The following is a 17,644-nucleotide window of genomic DNA, read 5'->3' as shown; positions in this document are numbered from 1 at the left end:
GCGGTCCTTCGTCAACCCGCCGTGCTTTCATGTCTCCCTATTTCCCGGCGAGACGCCCCCCAAAGGAGAGCCTTCCAAATGAGCGGAGAGATCGGCGGGGTCGTCGTACACAGCGTCGGCCTTCAAGCGGGCGTCGTCCCACCCGCCGCAGCGCAAAGCGATTGCCGCCATTCCGGCCTTGCGGGCGGCTTCCACATCGTAAGGGGTGTCGCCGAGCATCAGGACTTCATCGGCAGACATGCCGAGTTCTTTGAGGGCCGCCTGCAGGATATCGGGGTCGGGCTTTGATTTTTCCGCGTCGTCCGATGACGTGGCGGCTTTGATGAATTGATCGGCGCTGCAAATTTTGAGAAGCGGATTAAGTCGGGCATTTCCTGCAAAGTAATTTGTTCTTGGCGAGTCGAAGTGGCATGAGCCTGCAAATGCGTAAACTCTATTCCGGCGGGCCGCTTTGTTGTGAGTTAACGAAGAAGGGGGCTGTGATGAGAAAAACAATCGTAACTGAAGCGGAATGGATTAATGAGACATACCCGCCGAGGATGATTAGATCGCTCGCAGAAAGGCTCACTGATAGAAAAGGAAAGCTGTTGGAGGCAGCATGTTTTCGCAGGATTTGGCATCTGCTGAAAACAGACAGAAGTCGAAAGGCAATTGATATTCTTGAGCGTTATGTCGAGGGAGAAGCGACGGTGGAACAGTTGGCAAACGCAAAAGAGGAAGCATGGCAGTCAAGCATAGAAATCCCAAACCCAGAAGGGAACCAACTTCCCGAAATTCAAGTGCTTGGGGCAATCAATTTCTCTGCCTCGCTCGTGGACATGCTTATCCGAATTGCGGAAGCAACTGCTTGGGTTAAATTGGGCCCCGGCGGACCTGGCAGTGGACCTGAAGAGCGAGCACAGTGCGGACTGGTTCATGAAATCTTCGGCAACCCCTTCCGGCCCGTCTCGCTTGATCCCTCTTGGCTCACACTTGATGTTCGAGGCTTGGCCGAGGGAATTTATGACGAAAAAGCCTTTGCTCGCATGCCCATTCTGGCCGACGCTTTGGAAAACGCCGGTTGCAACAACGATGACATGCTGAACCACTGCCGCCAACCGAGTGAACACTTTCGGGGATGCTGGGTGATCGACCTGCTGACAAATCGAAAGTGAACTGATGGCATGAGTCCATGCAGTTCGATGGGCAAGCCGAACAAAGCGAATGCGAGTTGCCGGGTGGCTCCTCCGTGGGCGCACGCTTCCCCTTGGCGCAGCCGGATTCAAACCCGTGGCTCAAGCGACTTCACCGCCGGAAGCCACCCGACTCCTCACGGAGTTCGGCTCGCCAAGACGGAAAACAACTCAAACATCTGGATGGCCCTCTTCCAAAAAACTCCCGGATTTTCCGGGAACCGGCAGCCGGATCGACGACAATGAAGGGACTGTCCCCCAATCGGTTCGGCCATCGCGTGACGTTGTCTTTCGCCAACCCGGAATTGCTGTTTCTGCTGCCGCTGCCGGTGGTCGTCCTGTGGTGGCGGCTTCGGCGCGGGCCGGCGGCGATTCGCTTTCCCTCCGTCGAAGGCTTCGGCAAGCTGCCGCATTCCCGGTGGCCGGTCATCATCGGCGAAGGAGGGCGATTGATCGCTTTGACGGCCATCGTCGTGGCGATGGCCGGACCGCGAACGCCGGATTTGAAGACCCGGCTGACCACCCAGGGCATCACCGTCGTGCTGGTGTTGGACACTTCCGGCAGCATGAACGAGAAGTTTGACTGGGATGCGAACTCCGAGCCGATTTCCCGGTTGCAGGCGGCCAAACGGGTGTTTCGCCTGTTCATCGCCGGGGGAAAAGGCCCGGATGGCGCTCACTTCGAGGGCCGGTCCACCGACCGGGGGACGGATGCCGTCGGACTCGTCACCTTTGCCACCTGGCCGCAAACGGTCTGCCCGCCGACGCTGAATCATTCGGTGGTGCTCGAAATTTTGGACCGCACCCCCTCCGCCTCGATCATCGACACGAGCACGAATATCGGGGACGCCCTCGCGGAAGGGTTGCTGCGGCTGGAACACGCTTCCACCAGCCGAAAGGTGTTGATTCTGCTAAGCGACGGCGAACACAACCACGCACTGGCCGACCCGGAGCGTGCTTCGTTGATGCCGCGGCAAGCCGCCCGATTGGCCGCCGGCCGGGGGGTGCCGATCTATGCCATCGACACCGGAGGCGACCCGGACGCAAGCAATTCCGAAACCCGTCTGGCGGGCCGGGAGGTGAACGAGCAAATCGCCGAACTGACCGGCGGCCGTTCCTTCATCGCCAACGACGGCGCGCAACTGCGGGAAGTTTGCCGCCAGATCGACGAACTGGAACGCCGCCCCGTCGTCACTCCGGTCTATCGACGTTATCACGACCATGCCCCGTGGTTCATCGGAACGGCCGTGCTGATGGCGCTGTTGGTGTTTTCACTGGAGCGAACCATCTGGCGGCGATTGCCGTAAACTCTTTCATGGCCGGTTACTTCGCCGCGTCCGTCTGATACAATCGGGACAGCCTCGCCTGCAAAAGCCGGAGCCCGATGCCGTGCAGTTCAACATCGAATGGCTTGCCCCGATCGCCAGCGCCCTCGTCATCGTCGCGGGGGCCGTGATCGGCGCCATCTGGCGCATCAGCCTGATTCATCATCGAAATGAAGTTCTTCTCAAAGAAGCGGAAACCCTGCGGGCGAGCCTCGGCGAATTGCAGAGCGAAAATGCCCGGCTCAAAGGCTCCCGAATCGCCCCCATCCCGGACAAAAGCACCAAGGAACTCACGGACCAGCTTCGGGCCTTGAAGGTGTTGCTGCGCATGGCCAAGGCCGAAAAAGAACGGATTGTCGCCAAGGGAAACGAACTGGTGCGGGCTTATTGGTGGATGGAAGAACAAACAAAAAAGCACAAGGACAACGTGAGCCGGCTGGCCGGGGAAAAAGAGACCATCGAGAAGCAAACGGAGCAGGAGCGCAAGCACAACGCGGAATTCGTCGAGAAACTCCGGGAGATGGAAAAGCAACTCGACGGGTTGCAGGCCCAGGACGGCCGCCTCTGGCAACGACCGCTCGCTTCGACAGCGCCCGCGTTTCGGCCGCGGGCCGACCGGGGATTCCCGATCATCTCCGTGTTGAACCTCAAGGGGGGCGTGGGCAAGACGACGATCACGGCCCACCTCGCGGGGATTCTCAGCCAACAGGGCAAAAAAGTGTTGATGGTCGATCTCGATTATCAGCGATCCCTGTCGATGATGGCGGTCCCGAGCGATCAACGGAGGATTCTCCACCTCGAAAAGCACTGCCTGCAACATTTCCTCGCGGGCAAAGAGCACGGGGCGCGACAGTTGTTGACCTGCGCCCAACCCGTCGCGGGGATGGATCATGCCCAAATCATCACCAACAGCGACGCCCGCGCCGGGACCGAGGAGGCCGACAGTCTGGAGGAAACCGAAGCCCGGTTGATGGCCCAATGGATGGTTCACAAGACCGGCAAGGATATCCGGCTGTTTCTCCGCGAAGCCTTGCATTCCCCGGAAATGACCCGAAAATTTGACTACGTTCTGCTGGACTGTCCGCCCCGGTTGACGACGGCCTCGGTGAACGCCTTGGCGGCGAGCGATTATGTGTTGATTCCCGTGGTGCTGGATGCGTTGTCCGCCCGGTCCCTGCCGGAGTTGTTGCGGTTCTTGAAACGGTTGCGGGAACATTTGATCCCGAATCTGGCCGTGTTGGGAGTCGTCGCCAATCTGACCACCATGCGGAATTCGGAATTGGTCGCGCAAGAACTCAAAGTTTGGGATGACATTCAGGACGGCCTTGCGGGCGTGTGGGGTTCTCGGGTGCCTTTCCTCCCGACCAAGATTCCGAACAAGTCTCTCTTCGGCAAGGCGGCCGGATCGATTGACGAGGCGGGGGAGCTTCGGCTGGCTCTCGCCGATGCTGCCGTCTCCAAAACCTTCGCCCAATTGCTCTCCGATATCGAAAAGGAAATTCGACAACATGAACGTCTCCACGCTCCAGCAATTTCTTCGTAGCCTCGCCGTCGCCCTTCAAACCACGGACACCGGCCTGCGAACGGCCCGCGACATCGATGGGGCCATCCGGGGACTGGAACCGTTTCGGGGGCTCGATCTCGAAACCTTCGCGGCCTTCCTCGCCAAATGCGATGATTTCCAACGAACGGGGGCCGTCCCCACGACGGCCAAAATCGACTTGGGCGCGCTGGAATCCTCTCTTCAACAGATTACCCAACTGCGAACCGGGGCGGGCGACCGCGCAACCGCCAAAGCGGAATTGGTCGGCGCCCAAAACGCCTTGAAAGCGGAGTTGACCAACCTCGCCATGACGGCCGGGTTGAAGGGGGCGTTCAAGCCCGATCCGAAGTGGATCGATCAGCAGCTATCCACCATCGCCGTGAAGGCGCACGCGGCCTCGCTGCGGGAATTGGCCGTGCGCATCGTCGGCCCGGAGGCTTTTGAAGCGGAGGACATCAAAGCGGAAAAGCAACGGCTGGAAAAAGCGATCACCGCCGCCGAATGGAAACTCCTCGCCGCCGAGTTTTCCCTCCCCGCCTCGACCAAGGGGGCGAAGGGAATCGAGGAAGTTCTCTTCAAACTCACAGGCCATCGGCCGGTGAAAACCAAGGCGCCGAAAAAAGCCCCCGCCACCCCGGATGCGGCCAAGGTGACGCCGCACGCGAACCGGCTGGCCGTTTTGTTGGAACGGGCCAAAACCGAGGTGCAAATCCCGGAAGCCGAAATTGCGGCCGAATTGAAACTACTGGAGGATCTGACTCCCCCGGAATTGGTCGCCGTCGCCACCCAAGCGGGTATCGTGAAACCGGGGAAGTCCAAGAAGGAAGTGCTGGGCCGGATTGAGGATAAGCTCTCGGCCGGCAAGCGCGTCATGGATCAAACGGAACAATAATTCCTGGCCCGCTGGCGGATGATCCGTCTTTTTTTGTTTTTCGTCATATTTTTACACTCCGGCCGGAATTTCTGTGGGGCAATCTAGGGTTTCAGGCCGGACATTTCATTTGGCAAGCTAAGGTTGATCCGTTCTGATCCGTGTTTGCGTTCTCTGCCATCGGACTCGGCCATGCAATCAAGTGACTCGACCGCAGAACCGCCAACACAGGGATTCCGCTCATCCCGACCATCGACTCTTCGGCCCTCCCGGCATCATCAGATGGGAGCCATCGAACAAGACTTGCGGCTTTCTTGGGAAACGGGAAACGGGCGATTGGTCGAAGAGTTCCACGAAGCCTTGGAAGAACTCATCGTCACCGAAGATGAATACGTCGGCCTGATTCATCTGGAGATGCTGTTTCGCCAACGCTCGGGAAAGCCCGTCTCCCCGGAAGAGTACGCGGATCGTTTTCCCCACCTGGCTCATCGGTTGGGCGCTTTGATCCCGGATTCGGCCGACTTCGCCGCCCGCCAAAGCACCCAAGTGTTCAAGGGACTCGGCGCCACCCCGTCCTCCCGGTCGGCGCTGCCGCCGGATGTGCGAATCCCCGGTTATGAAGTCTTGGAAATCCTCGGCCGGGGGGGCATGGGCGTTGTTTACAAAGCCCGGCAATACGGCCTGAACCGGTTGGTCGCGCTCAAGATGGTGCTGGCGGGAAAATTTGCCGCCGAGGACGAACTGGAGAGATTTTGGCGGGAGGCCGAGGCGGTCGCCAGCCTGAGCCATCCGAACATCGTTCAGGTGTACGAAGTGAACCGATACGAGGGGAACCCGTATTTTTCACTGGAATACATCGAGGGGGGCACGCTGGCCGAGCATCTGCGAAAAGGGCCGCTCTCCTCGCGGGATGCGGCCCGGCTTGTGGAGCAACTGGCCGGGGCCATGCAGTTCGCCCACGACCGGCAGATCATCCACCGCGATTTGAAACCGGCGAACATTCTCCTTGGCAAGAACCCCGAAGGGGATCTCCGGAATTCGGAGCCGAACACACCCCCTGAGATCCGGTCCAAAAAAACGGCCGGGGGCGGCCCCGATGCCCGGCTTCCGCATTCCGCTTTTGTGCCCAAGATCACCGATTTCGGCGTCGCCAAGCGTCTCGACGAAACGCAGGGACTCACGGCCACCGGCATCGCGGCGGGGACGCCGCAATACATGTCCCCCGAACAGGCGCTGGCTGACGCGAATCATCCGCTGTCGGCCTCCTCGGACATCTATTCGCTTGGCGTGATCCTCTACGAATGCCTGACCGGTCATGTTCCGATTGATGGCGATAATTCCGCCGATGTGATGCGGCGGGTCGTCCGGGAACCCCCGCCCCCGCCGAGCCGGCATCGCACCGGCTTGTCCCGCGATCTGGAAACCATCTGTCTGAAATGCCTGGAGAAACAACCCCGCCAGCGCTACCTCACGGCCGCCGATCTTGCCGCCGATTTGCGACGCTGGCAGGAGGGCCGGCCCATCGAAGCCCGCCCGGTAGGCCGGGTGGAACACAGCTATCGCTGGTGCCGCCGCAACCCGGCTGTCGCCGGTCTGCTGGCCGGCATCATGCTCGCGCTGCTGGCGGGAACGGCCGCCGCGACGGCCTTCGCCATTCGCGCCAGCCGCTACGCCGATCAGGCCAATCGAAACGCCTTCATGCTGGGCGATGAGAAAATTCTGGCCGAGCAGAACGCCAAGGAAGCGAAGGAACAAGAACGGATCGCTTTGGCCAACGAGGAGATGGCGAAGGCCAGCGAGCAAAAGGCAAAAGCCAGCGAAAAGAGAGCCTTGGAATCGGAGGCCAAAGCAACCGCCGCCTTCGGCCGCGCGGAGGCCCAGCGGACGGAAACGCTAAAAGCCAAACAAGCGCAGGAAGAGGCCAACATCAAGTTGCGGGCGCAGATGCACGCCCTGAGATCCAACATGGCCTTCGCGGACCTCAAAGCCGGTCAACTGATGACGGCCCGGAGCCGGCTCGATCAGATGATGCCGCAACTCCCCGGCGAGCCGGACCTTCGCGGCTTCGAGTGGTGGTATCTCAGCCAACTGTCGGATCCGGCGATCAAGCGCCAGCATTTCCGGGGAGAGGTGACGCATCTTTCCCCGACTGGCGAACCGGATTCGTGGTATCTGGGGTTGGGGGGAAACCTTTATGTGACCGACTTGAAATCCGACGGGAACCCCTATCGGCCGTTGCCGGGGGGAGATTTTGAAAAACTGGCCGTTCACCGCGACTCCAACCGGGTGGCTTATGTTCCCCGCCGGGAAGAGTTCGTGTTCGTGTGCGATCACACCACGCTGGAAGTTCTTCATAAGATTCCGCTCCCGAACCGCCTCACGAAAGACAAGCAGCAACAGGTGAACGCCCTGCGGTTCTCCCCGGACGGCAAACGATTATTGGTGGCGGTTGGCTCTTGGAACCATGTCAACAATCCCGGCTATGTGGTGGTTTGGGACATGGTCAACGGCAAGGAACTTCGCCGGCAGGACGCGGAGCGGTTTGGCGTGGCCGACGCGGTTTTCTCCGGCGACGGCCGCCGCCTTGTCTTTTCCAACACGGCCGGCGAATGGCGGATGTGGGATGCCAACACCCTCGAAAAAATCGCCGGGGACAAAGCTCCCGGCGGGGCGGTTTCGCTGCTGGTTGATTACAACGCCTCTCTCCTTGTCATCGGCGGCTTGGAGGGTAAATCCGTGGTCGTGGACACGGCGACGGGCCGGGCGCTGCGAACATTGTTCGGCCATTCCGGCTATGTGAGTTCGATGACGCTCTCGCCGGACGGCCAGACGCTGGCCACCTCCGCCGACGATCAGTCGATTCGGCTTTGGAACATCGGATCCGGCGAAAACGTGCGGACGTTTCCGGGGCACGGGGCCAAAACAACCGCCTTGTCTTTTTCGCCAACGGGGGCGAAACTGGCCTCCGGTTCGGATCTGGGGGAAGTGAACATCTGGGATTGCCTGCGGGATTCCGAGGCCCTTGTTTACAGGCACGAGCCAAATATCCTCCGCGAAGTGTATCCGCTGCCGGATCGTCGCTGGCTGGCCGCCGATTATTGGGGCCGGTTTCTGTTTCTGAACCATGAGGGAGAACCCGATTCGCCTGTATATCACATGACCGGCGAACGGACGATGACTTTCAACTGGGCCATGTCGCCGGACGGCCGCCAACTCGCTTCTTTCAGTGAAAATCCCGGCTCGAAACAGGGGGTTTGGGTGATCTCGCTGGATGACCGGTCCAAACCCGGCCGGCATCTTTCAAAGGTGCCGGTTGATGTGCACCACATGGCCTTCTCTCCGGACGGACACACACTGGCCACCATCCACAAGGACGGCCGGTTGCGATTGACAGATCTGGCCACCGAGAAAGAGACACAAGCGTTCCAAGCCGGGGGGGACGGCCGGAATTTCGTCGCCTTCACCCCGGACGGCAAAGAGTTAATCACCGCGTCCGGGGCTGGCATGGAGATCACACGGTGGAGTTTGAAAGGCAAGCCGGTCTGGAAGTTTGCCGATCAGAACGAGTTTGAACCGGGCAACGAAATTCAGAAGGAATTCTTCACCAGTCTGGCCGTCTCCCCGGATGGCAAACTGGTGGCCGTCGCCACCGCCAACCGGGACATCCGGATTCTGGATGCCTCAACGGGGTTGCCGCGACTGGCCAATCTTTCCGGGACGCTGCCCGAAACGCCGATGAAGTTGAAGGGGCACTTGGGGAAAATCCAGCGAGTGGTCTTCGATTCGTCGGGAACCCGGCTCGCCTCCACATCCGACGACCAAACCGTGCGAGTTTGGGACGCCCTGCATGGCTATGCCCTGTTGAATCTGCGAGGCCACACCGGGCCGGTCTTCGGAGTCTCCTTCTCGGCCGACGGCAGCGGTCTGGCTTCCGCCGCCAACCTGGAGGTTCGCATTTGGGACGGCCGCAAACCCTTCTTCCGGGAAGAGGTCAAAAACATCTCGCGGCAATGTCGGCTGCAAGATGTGCGCCCGGTCGTCGGGGTTGATGGTTCTGTGCGAGTGTCGGCTTTGTTTGTCAACGAGAGCCGCCAGAAGTTGAAGGCCCCGGATTGGTCGAAGATCGACGACCGCATCCGGGCCGTGATCTTGCTCGAACCGCCCGATCCCAAGGCCGTGTTGCCGCGCACACTCGCCGAGTCAAACCGGGCGAGAATCACGCACACACCGTACATCTTGTTCGACGAGATTTTGCCAGGCGAGGCGATTCCGGTCTCAATGTCGTTCAGCGTCAAGGACTGGCCGCCCGGCAAATACCGGCTCTGGTTCACCCATTCCAACGGCAGTCTCTATTCCGGCCGGGAATCCCCGCCGGTGGAATTTGTGTTGTCGGCGGAGAAGAAACCCAAAGAAACCCGCATCAAAGGGGACGATTGAGGGGCAGTGGCCTCTCAATCGTTATTCGGCAACGGCGGCACAAGCGGGTAATCCGGCGAGAGCGCCTGAAAATCCGCCGGGCGGGCGCCGAGCTTCACCTTGATCGTCAGCGACTCGGTTCCCCGTTTGATTTCCAGTGCCACGACAGTCCCCGGCCGCATCGCCCCGACGACCTTCACCAGTTCGCCGGTGTCGGCGTCCTTCAGGCTCATCGAATCAACTTTCATAATCACGTCGTTCGGCCGCACTCCCGCCTTGAGGGCCGGCGAATCCGGTTGCACATCGGTGACGATGAGGCCCTCCCCCTCTTTCGAGAAGCGCACGCCCAGATAGCCCGGCCCCTTGGCAACCGGTTCCTTGTCCTTGAGCGCCGGCGCCCCGAGGACGAGCGCGGCCATCAGGGTGAGTGATGTCGTCATGAAATCTCCATTTTTTTGACGGGCGGGAATGACCGCCTCCCATGCCAGCCATGTCCAATGAGGCATTGGTTTTCCGGTCTGAAGGACCGGTTAATCCAGCCCGGTCCGTGAGGGCCGGGTAACGAGACTCGCCAATGTTTTCCGGTCTGAAGGACCGGTTATCGGCAGGTCTTTGCCTGCTCGGCCTGTCGTACATTGGACCAATAATCGGTCCTTCAGACCGAGGCCCATCGATGTCGGTTTACCCGGCCCTCACGGACCGGGCTGGATTAACCGGTCCTTCAGACCGGAAAACCAATGCTCCACCGGGTCATTCCTCTACTCATCATCTCACAAACATCATGATCCTTACAAGCCGTAAAACTTCACGGCGTTGTCGTGGAAGAGCTTTTTCTGTCGTTCTTCGCTCTGGTCCTTCACGATGGCCTTGAGGGTTTCGACCCATTGTTTGTAGGCCATCCCCAGCGTGCAGACCGGCCAGTCGCCGCCGAACATCACGCGGTCCCAGCCGAACACCTCAATGGTATGGTTGATGGCCGGGGAGAGGGTTTCGATTTTCCAATCGTCTTTCTTCACCGAGGCGACAATGCCGGAGACCTTGCCCACCACGTTTTTCTTCGCGGCGACAGCGGCGATGTCCTTCTTCCATGTTTTCATCTTCAATTCGTCCAAGATCGGCGCGTTGCCGCAATGATCGAGGATGAACCGGGTGTCCGGGCATTCGTTGATGAGCTTCACGGCATCTGGCAAATCGGCGGGCCGGATACAGATGTCGAAGCTCAGGCCGATCTCTCCCAGATGTCGCACCCCGGCGATGAATTCTTTGGTGGTGCAATAACCGGACGGCGTCGAATCGACGTGGATCACCTGCCGAAGCCCCTTGATGAACGGGCTTCCCTTGAATTGGGCAACATACTTCTTGAACGCCTCCCCGGCGTTCGGCCGGCCGGAGATCACGGCCGCCACCGTGGGGCTCGATTTTGACTTGATGAGTTCCAGGATGTAATCGACCTCGGCCTGTTGCTGATCGGGGACGACATCCACCTCCATGTACACCGCCTTGACGACCCCCAGTCCCTCGGTGGCCTTGGCGTATTCCACCGGGGTGGAATCGATGGCGAGGGCGTCGCCGGGTTTCACCCACGCGAGCTTGGTTTTCTTCATGTCCCAGAGGTGCTGGTGCGTGTCAACAATGGGCATCATGGGGGTTTCCTTGGCGACAGCCGGCAGAACCAACGCGGTCCCGGCGGCCGTGGAGAGAAATTCACGGCGGTTCATCGACGGTGTCCTTTCACGAAAGTTGGTGGCGATTCTACCCCGGCGGCCCGCGAAACGGAAGACGGGAAATCCTCGCATTTGATTCCGGGCACGCCATTCGCATAGTTTGAGAGAATTGAATGATTGGATTGCAAACCTATCAGACGGAAAGTCTTTGCGGAGCAACCTAACCCCCCATCCCCCTTCCCTAAGAAGGAAGGGGGAGCAAGTGGGCAAAAACTTTCTTTGCCAAGTACGGGGTAACAGCAAGGGCCAAACTTGGGCCGGGAAGTGTCCGTGGCTCAGAGTTAGCGGTCCGATTCGGAAGCAAGGGCCTTGCTGACGCCTCACGCTCGGATAATATCGTCACCCCACCTGCTCCCCCTTCCTTCTTAGGGAAGGGGGCGGGGGGTTAGGTTGCCGGGCAACGGTTCGTACCCAATATCCACTGGGTTCATCAACGCAACAGGAACTCTCCCATGTACAAAACCATTAACCTTTCCCGCGGAACCACCAGCTATTACGACATCCCCAAGGATGATGTCAGCCCCGTGTTGGTCTGGCTTCACGCTTTCCCGCAGGATCGCACCATGTGGGAATCGCAGCGAACCCACTTTGCGACCACGCATCGCGTGATCGTCCCCGATTTGCCCGGCTTCGGGGATTCCACTCCGGTGGAAGGCTGGACCATTGACATGGCGGCCGACATCGTCGCGGAACTTCTCGACACGTTGAAGATCACCGAACCGGTGGTTCTCGGCGGCCTCTCGATGGGCGGTTACACGGCGCTGGCCTTCGCCCGTCGGCATCCAGGCAAATTGAAAGCCCTGATTCTCGCGGATACCAAAGCCGAACCGGATGACGCCACCGCGAAAGCCGGGCGTGAGAAGACGATTGCCTTGGCGAAGGAAAAAGGCGCGGCCGGTGTGATTGAGGCGATGCTGCCGAAAATCGTCGGCGAAACAACGCGGGCCAAATACCCGGATGTGGTGGGCGGCGTCATTGCCATCGCCGAGAAACAATCGACCGAAGGGGTGATCGGCGGGTTGAAGGCCCTGCGGGACCGCCCCGATGCCACGCCGGGGTTGGGGAAGATTGCCGTGCCGACGTTGGTGATCGTCGGGGAGGAAGACCTCGCCACCCCGATCACCAATAGCGAACGACTCGCCAAGGAAATTCCGGGGGCGAAACTGATCGTCCTGCCTGCCGTCGGCCACCTGTCCAACATGGAAGACGCGATGGCCTTCAACTCGGCGGTCGGCCTGTTTTTAGGGACATGAACACGGTTAATCGTCATCGTCCTGATTGCCACGCCGGCGTCGTGGCTGGTGGTCCGTGTTGCCGAGCCATTTGGGCTTGCCATTGGCCGCGTTCTTCGTCGGCTTGCTTTTTTTCGTGCCTTCCTTGGGAATCGCCGAGTGGATAATCACAAGGGCGGCGACAATCAGCAGCGCCAGACCGCCCGCGATCAGCAACACCATTCGCCATCGTCCCTTGGGGGCGGGCGGGGCCTCCGTCGTGCTGGCTGAAGGCGGGGAGGAAGGGGCGGCGCCCGATTTCACAGAAGGACCGGTGAAATTTTCAGGCTCGGGCGAGCTTGGCACTGGTGGCTGTTTCAGCAGGTTGCCAAAGCCCTCCGGCATTTTGAGAGTCGGGCCGTCACTGCGACTGCCACCGCTGCCGCCGCTCAGTCTGGCCCGGCATGACGGGCAGGTGCTGGCCGATGGCCTGGTCGGACCGACGCTCACCACAAAGCCGCAACGCGAACAACTCCACTCGTAAACGGTCTGCCCGGAGCCGCCCCCCATCCCGGAACCGCCGCCAGCCCCCCCGTAAATGCCCGTGAAGTCGTTTGGGCCGTTGATGTCATCCCGACCGCGAAAGCCCGGAATGATCGGCTGCGGGATGGGCGGCGGCTGGATGATTCCACCGCCGCCTATCCCGGAAATGCCTCCCCCGCCAATGCCACTAATACCTGTCCGGCCGCTAATTCCGGTGATCCCTGATCGGTCCGGCATTCCGCTGATGCCGCTGATCCCCGAAATCCCTCGGGGAATGTCCGGCATTCCTGAGATACCCGTGCGTCCACTGATGCCAGAGATCCCGCCGCTGATGCCGGAAATGCCGCCACTGATGCCGGAAAAACCCGGCGGTCGGCCGCTGATGCCGGATATCCCGGTCGGGCGTCCCGAAAATTGCGAATGCCCCGGCTGGATGGCCAGCAGGGAAACAAGCAGGGCGGTGATGCCAACAATCGAAAGACGCACTCGGTGCGTGCGGGTCATGCGAGTCTCCGGCCAATCCGTTGCGAGATCGTGTGCGAATCAATGCGAATCGTGTCAATCAGTCGTCATCGTCCCGACGGCTGCGACGGCGGCGAGGCCGGTCATCATCGTCATCGTCGTCGTCCCGCCACGATGGTTTGGGCTTGGCCTTGGGGGCTTTCCTCGGCCGGCTTCGCGAGTCCTCTTTGGGCAGCGAAGCGTAGATAATCATGATGGCCGCGCCAATCAGCACGAGCACGCCGATGGTGATGAACACAATCACATATCGTTTGCTCGAATGCTGTTCCGGCGCGTCCGAAGAAGCGCTCGACGGCACGGAGACACGGGCGTTGTCGAAGTTCTGCGGCGGGGACGCCGGCGGGATAAACGGCTGGGGAGTGTCCATGCCAGCGCCGGGATTATTCAGAGGCATCCCGGGATTGTTCAAGGGCATTCCGGGATTGTTCGGCATACCGGCGATGCCTCCGCCGGGTCCGCCACCGGGGCCATAATCCGTGCCGACAAGCAGCGCCCCGCAACCCGGACACTTGCCGATCGCCGGCGGGACCGGCCCGGTTCCCAACACCCGATTGCAACGGGTGCAAACCCATTGCTGGAGATTCGGTCCGGGGATGCCGCCAAACCCCGGAGGGGGGCCGGGGATGCCGCCAAATCCCGGAGGGGGGCCGGGGATGCCGCCAAATCCCGGAGGGGGGATCGGCGGCGTCGGGATGCCGCCAATGCCGGTGATTCCCGTGCGTCCGGCGATTCCGGCGGGTCCGCCGGGCATGCCCGGCATCGTTGGCATCGTTGGCATCGCGGGCCGCCCGGCAATGCCATTGGGAATACCCGGAAGTCCTCCGGGATTTCCCGCAATTCCCGTCGGCCGCCCGGCGATTCCACTAGGATTGCCGGCGATGCCGCCCCCCGGCCGGTTGGGAAACTGCGAATGCCCCGGTTGGATGGTCAGCAGCAAGGTGAGCAGCGCGGTGATGCCAATAATGGCGAGCCGCACCCGGTATGTGCGATTCATGAAAAAGCCTCCGGCGAATCAAGAAAAAAATGAGAACGTGCAGCTTATCCGAAACATCGCCAATGGTCAAACAACATTCGGGAAGGTGTTACGGAGGCAGGCGCCGGACAGCTTCATTCCGGCCAGTCGCGGTGTCGCGAGCCTTCCTTTTACCTGTTTTTCTCTTTTTCGGAATTTGTGGCGGGGGCGGGCGGCCTTCTGCGAGTGTCCGGGTGAGGGGAGAATCATCGCGGGATTGTGAGGCTGCGGGCGAGTGGCCCCGGCCGCCCGGCGAATGAGATCCCCGGCGCCCGATCACCTTTGGAGGATTCCATGGCTGGCCGTTTGTACAAGTCTTGCGCAAAAGACGGTGTCATTGCTTATCAGGACGAGACTGACGTGACCATGTTTCACTACTTCCCGGCGCGGATCGACGCGATCGATCAAGAAACGATCATCGACTACGACGTGAAGTATTACGGGATCAATGCGAAGCCGTATTTTGTCGACTTGGGGAATCGAAACTACCAGAGCTGCGTCGGTTCGACAACCAGCGGGCAAGCCATCGCGGACATCACGGCCGCGCAACGGAAGGCCATCACGGCCGAATGCATCAAAATCTTCAAGGTGAAAGAGGTCAATTTGGTTCCGCTGACGTTGCAAGATGTCACCGTTCAGCCAATCATCGCGAAAAACGTGATCGAGATGGGCGAGGCCAGCACCGTCACATTTCCGGATGAGTTCAAGATCGGAACACAATTTGGTTTCAACGTCAACGCGGGCAACAGCCTCTTCGCGGAATTGGTCGGCAATTACGGCAGCGAGGACCGGACCAAGTCGCCCGACATCGGCGTCAATTTCTACGGTATCGCCGAATTACGCGCGGACCCGTGGGTCGCCCAAATCACGGCGGACCTCTCGCAAGTCTGGGAGTATACCCGCAACAAGTTCTCGATGAGCGTCCAGCTTGGCTGGATCAACATCGGCGGTGTTGACATTGACAATATCACGCAAGAACTTCAAAAAAAGAACATCGTCAAGATCAAATACATCGAAGGCGGCGGCGGCAAGGAATTCGGGCGGGCGCTGCTTGAAACAACCAAATCCCTCTTCGAGTCGATCAATCAGCAAATAACCAGCGGGGAAGGGTTGTTCAAATTCGAGCCCAACCCCGCGCCGCAAGAACCGCCCGCCCAGAAGGACTCCCTCGGCGGGGACTTGCTCCCGTGGCGGGTCAGCATCAACGCTTCCTTTGCGAAAAACACGTTCAAACAGTCAATCCTGTTCGACCAGACGGTCACGTTTGAAGGCATGATGCCGGTCGCCTTCAATGGCAACATGTCACTCGCTCTCGCTTGCAACGCGCAGACCAAACAACACTTCTACGATCTTCAAATGAAGGAGGTGGGCTGCATCTCCAAGGAGAAATCCGACGGGCTTCAAAAACGAATCAGCAAGGAGATCAGCGCGAAGGATGCGAAGATAAAAGAATATCTGAAGAATGTGGAAAGCGGGCGGTGGACGCCGCAGCAGTATGGGGAAATGCTCGGCCTGCTTAACAAGATCACTCTGACGGAAAGCCCGAAGCTCTCGGCCGACGAAGACTCTGTCGTTGGCGTGCTGAGCGAGGCCGAGGTTCTTGAGTTGTTGAGCCGCAAAGAAGAGGAAGTGCATGATCACTGGGAACACCCGGTGGCCGTGCGCGACAACGATCGCCTGCACAAAGTGTTTCCCCCGGATGATCGCAAGCAAGTGACCAACACAACCGTGGCTCCGTTTGACGGAGTTGGTCTTTTGGAGATGACATTCCCGAACGGGAAAGTGTACACGGGAACGGGAACGCTGATTGACGGAACCCATGTCCTGACCGCCGCCCACAACCTGTTTGACAATCGCGACGGAGGCAAGGCCACGAAAATTACTTTCACCCCGGCGCAGAACGGCCCGCCAAAACCAAAGACAACCATTGATGCCTTGCGTTGGGACTTCCCGGCGGATTTTGAAAAGAACGAAGGGGACGACACGCTGGACTACGGCGTGGTCACGCTCAAGTCCGAGGCGCCCAAAACGGCCACCAAGTACAAGGTCAAGGTGGCCAGCGACAAGGATCTGTCGTCGATGGAATTCCAGGTGGCCGGATATCCGGGTGACAAGGCGTCGGGAACCATGTGGTATGGCAAGGGCAAGCTCACCAAAGTGCTGCCCAAACTTCTTCAGTACAAGATCTCGACCTACGAAGGGGAAAGCGGCGCCGCGGTGGCGGCCAAAGATTCCGACGGTTGGTCGGTCTTTGGCATCCACGACGGCGGCACGGTGGAAGCCAACCAAGCCTGCCGTATCACAGACTCTGTGAAACAAGCGATCGATCAATGGTGCAAGCGGGGTGCGATCTCCTCGCCGGACTGCTGATTCGCGCGAGCCGCCGCAATCCTGTTGGTTTCTGCGGCGGCTCGCATCCGCAATGAATGGCAGATGTCCACAATCCACGTCAAGCCAGGCAACCGAAGTTTGCGGCGTCGGGGCGATCAACTCGAAGCGCCCGCCGAGGAAACCCCGGACCTGCCATCCCGGCTGATCGTGATGAACTCACATGATCATCACTCCCGGCCTCCAATTCCCGGCTGATTAAACTTCACTGGCGACTGCTGTGATGTTGATCGATGACTCGCTGAACTGTTGCTCGTCAATGAACAACGCCACGTGAAGGGTCCACTCACCGGCGGCGGTGGTGACCTTCGCCGACCATTCGTTGGCCTCGGTTGTGCAGGAAACCCATTTGTCCTTGTCCGTGTTCCCGCCTTGGACGGTGATCTGGTACTTGACCGTCGGATAGCACGTCGGCTTCGGCTCCGAGACGGAATAGCCGCCCTCAATGGGGAATTTCAGCGACACCGTGGCGTTCGGCCCCGGCTCGGCGATGCTGACCGCAGGCAGCGTAATGGGAGAATCAGACATTGCTCGTCACCTTTTCGCAATCAGGGTAATGGTTCCAACACAACGTTTCGGACGGAGATGGCACAGCCGATGGCGCACACGCCGAGCGGCGCCCTCGGGGACCACCCGGTCGGGGGGGGCGGGCCAAACGGGGCCGCCCGCTGATTGGCCAGCGCCGTCAGTTCGCCGACGCCCCATTCGCCAATCCGTTCGGTTTTGTCCGGGGTCGTTCCCCAATCGGCCGTTAATCCCTCCGGAGTGACCTCGACGACGATGCGCCGCCACGGGCCGGGGAGTCGGTCGGTCGGGTCGAAGCGGACGGCGCCGAGGGTGTGCGCATTCCGTCGCACCCCCTCGCCCGGCCGTCGTTCCAGTGTCACAAGCTCGCAATAAGCCCGATGCCGATGACC

At 60.1% G+C, this 17,644-nt stretch carries 14 protein-coding genes; 7 read left to right on the top strand and 7 right to left on the bottom strand.

The genetic code is table 11. The features are described from left to right. Positions 1-27 precede the first annotated feature (27 nt). Entirely contained in the window at positions 28-495 is a 468-nt protein-coding gene (locus BGIM_RS55350) for an HAD family hydrolase (protein ID WP_052640235.1), read from the bottom strand. Here BGIM_RS55350 and BGIM_RS67565 point away from each other — a divergent pair. From BGIM_RS67565 to BGIM_RS59250, 5 genes are all read left to right on the top strand, one after another. Next, positions 411-1,154, top strand: a complete 744-nt coding sequence (locus tag BGIM_RS67565; protein WP_020475582.1) for a hypothetical protein — start codon at positions 411-413, stop codon at positions 1,152-1,154. The two genes, BGIM_RS55350 and BGIM_RS67565, sit on opposite strands and share 85 nt — an antisense overlap. A 260-nt stretch (positions 1,155-1,414) precedes the next feature. Continuing rightward, entirely contained in the window at positions 1,415-2,479 is a 1,065-nt protein-coding gene (locus BGIM_RS0141970; RefSeq protein WP_157369836.1) for a vWA domain-containing protein, read from the top strand. Between the two features lie 82 nt (positions 2,480-2,561). Beyond that, positions 2,562-4,040, top strand: a complete 1,479-nt coding sequence (locus BGIM_RS0141965) for a ParA family protein (protein WP_020475580.1) — start codon at positions 2,562-2,564, stop codon at positions 4,038-4,040. Continuing rightward, positions 4,006-4,932 carry a hypothetical protein gene (locus tag BGIM_RS0141960; RefSeq protein ID WP_020475579.1) on the top strand — a complete coding sequence of 309 codons (927 nt, stop codon included), beginning with the start codon at positions 4,006-4,008 and terminating at the stop codon, positions 4,930-4,932. The genes BGIM_RS0141965 and BGIM_RS0141960 overlap by 35 nt, the downstream gene beginning before the upstream one ends. Positions 4,933-5,193: 261 nt before the next feature. Beyond that, a complete protein-coding gene (locus BGIM_RS59250; protein ID WP_020475578.1) occupies positions 5,194-9,348 on the top strand; it encodes a protein kinase domain-containing protein in 4,155 nt (1,384 codons plus the stop codon). Positions 9,349-9,362: 14 nt separating this feature from the next. On the opposite strand, the gene BGIM_RS0141950 is transcribed toward BGIM_RS59250, so the two are convergent. Beyond that, positions 9,363-9,767, bottom strand: coding sequence for a PDZ domain-containing protein (locus BGIM_RS0141950; RefSeq protein ID WP_157369835.1), 405 nt, complete (start codon positions 9,765-9,767; stop codon positions 9,363-9,365). A gap of 348 nt (positions 9,768-10,115) precedes the next feature. Next, on the bottom strand, positions 10,116-11,045 hold the full coding sequence (locus BGIM_RS0141945) for an amidohydrolase family protein (protein ID WP_020475577.1): 930 nt from the start codon (positions 11,043-11,045) through the stop codon (positions 10,116-10,118). Between the two features lie 458 nt (positions 11,046-11,503). On the opposite strand from BGIM_RS0141945, the gene BGIM_RS0141940 reads away from it, so the two are divergent. Further along, positions 11,504-12,304: an alpha/beta fold hydrolase gene (locus BGIM_RS0141940; RefSeq protein WP_020475576.1), complete on the top strand. Its 801-nt coding sequence runs from the start codon at positions 11,504-11,506 to the stop codon at positions 12,302-12,304. 6 nt (positions 12,305-12,310) lie between these two features. Here BGIM_RS0141940 and BGIM_RS59245 read toward each other — a convergent pair whose 3' ends face one another. Both BGIM_RS59245 and BGIM_RS0141930 read right to left on the bottom strand, forming a co-directional pair. Further along, entirely contained in the window at positions 12,311-13,309 is a 999-nt protein-coding gene (locus BGIM_RS59245; RefSeq protein ID WP_029631766.1) for a hypothetical protein, read from the bottom strand. Positions 13,310-13,367: 58 nt separating this feature from the next. Continuing rightward, positions 13,368-14,321 (bottom strand): hypothetical protein, encoded by a 954-nt coding sequence (locus tag BGIM_RS0141930; protein WP_029631764.1) that lies wholly within the window; start codon positions 14,319-14,321, stop codon positions 13,368-13,370. A 312-nt stretch (positions 14,322-14,633) separates the two neighbouring features. Here BGIM_RS0141930 and BGIM_RS0141920 point away from each other — a divergent pair, with 312 nt between their 5' ends. Then, complete coding sequence (locus tag BGIM_RS0141920) at positions 14,634-16,709, top strand: trypsin-like serine peptidase (protein ID WP_020475574.1); 2,076 nt, start codon at positions 14,634-14,636, stop codon at positions 16,707-16,709. Positions 16,710-16,925: 216 nt separating this feature from the next. On the opposite strand, the gene BGIM_RS0141910 is transcribed toward BGIM_RS0141920, so the two are convergent. Beyond that, a complete protein-coding gene (locus tag BGIM_RS0141910; protein WP_020475572.1) occupies positions 16,926-17,255 on the bottom strand; it encodes a hypothetical protein in 330 nt (109 codons plus the stop codon). 20 nt (positions 17,256-17,275) lie between these two features. Continuing rightward, on the bottom strand, positions 17,276-17,644 hold a 369-nt coding region (locus BGIM_RS0141905; RefSeq protein ID WP_193789070.1), incomplete at its 5' end, for a hypothetical protein.

Origin of the sequence: Zavarzinella formosa DSM 19928 (assembly GCF_000255705.1) — a bacterium.
In the GTDB taxonomy this organism is placed as follows: domain Bacteria; phylum Planctomycetota; class Planctomycetia; order Gemmatales; family Gemmataceae; genus Zavarzinella; species Zavarzinella formosa.
The sequence above is the reverse complement of the archived record's forward strand: the minus strand, read 5'-3'. Positions and strand labels throughout refer to the sequence as shown.

Coding starts and splice junctions, on each gene's coding strand:
- BGIM_RS67565 (WP_020475582.1), top strand. CDS start 411: ATGAGCCTGCAAATGCGTAAACTCTATTCCGGCGGGCCGCTTTGTTGT.
- BGIM_RS0141970 (WP_157369836.1), top strand. CDS start 1,415: ATGAAGGGACTGTCCCCCAATCGGTTCGGCCATCGCGTGACGTTGTCT.
- BGIM_RS0141960 (WP_020475579.1), top strand. CDS start 4,006: ATGAACGTCTCCACGCTCCAGCAATTTCTTCGTAGCCTCGCCGTCGCC.
- BGIM_RS59250 (WP_020475578.1), top strand. CDS start 5,194: ATGGGAGCCATCGAACAAGACTTGCGGCTTTCTTGGGAAACGGGAAAC.
- BGIM_RS0141950 (WP_157369835.1), bottom strand. CDS start 9,767: ATGACGACATCACTCACCCTGATGGCCGCGCTCGTCCTCGGGGCGCCG.
- BGIM_RS0141945 (WP_020475577.1), bottom strand. CDS start 11,045: ATGAACCGCCGTGAATTTCTCTCCACGGCCGCCGGGACCGCGTTGGTT.
- BGIM_RS0141940 (WP_020475576.1), top strand. CDS start 11,504: ATGTACAAAACCATTAACCTTTCCCGCGGAACCACCAGCTATTACGAC.
- BGIM_RS59245 (WP_029631766.1), bottom strand. CDS start 13,309: ATGACCCGCACGCACCGAGTGCGTCTTTCGATTGTTGGCATCACCGCC.
- BGIM_RS0141930 (WP_029631764.1), bottom strand. CDS start 14,321: ATGAATCGCACATACCGGGTGCGGCTCGCCATTATTGGCATCACCGCG.
- BGIM_RS0141920 (WP_020475574.1), top strand. CDS start 14,634: ATGGCTGGCCGTTTGTACAAGTCTTGCGCAAAAGACGGTGTCATTGCT.
- BGIM_RS0141910 (WP_020475572.1), bottom strand. CDS start 17,255: ATGTCTGATTCTCCCATTACGCTGCCTGCGGTCAGCATCGCCGAGCCG.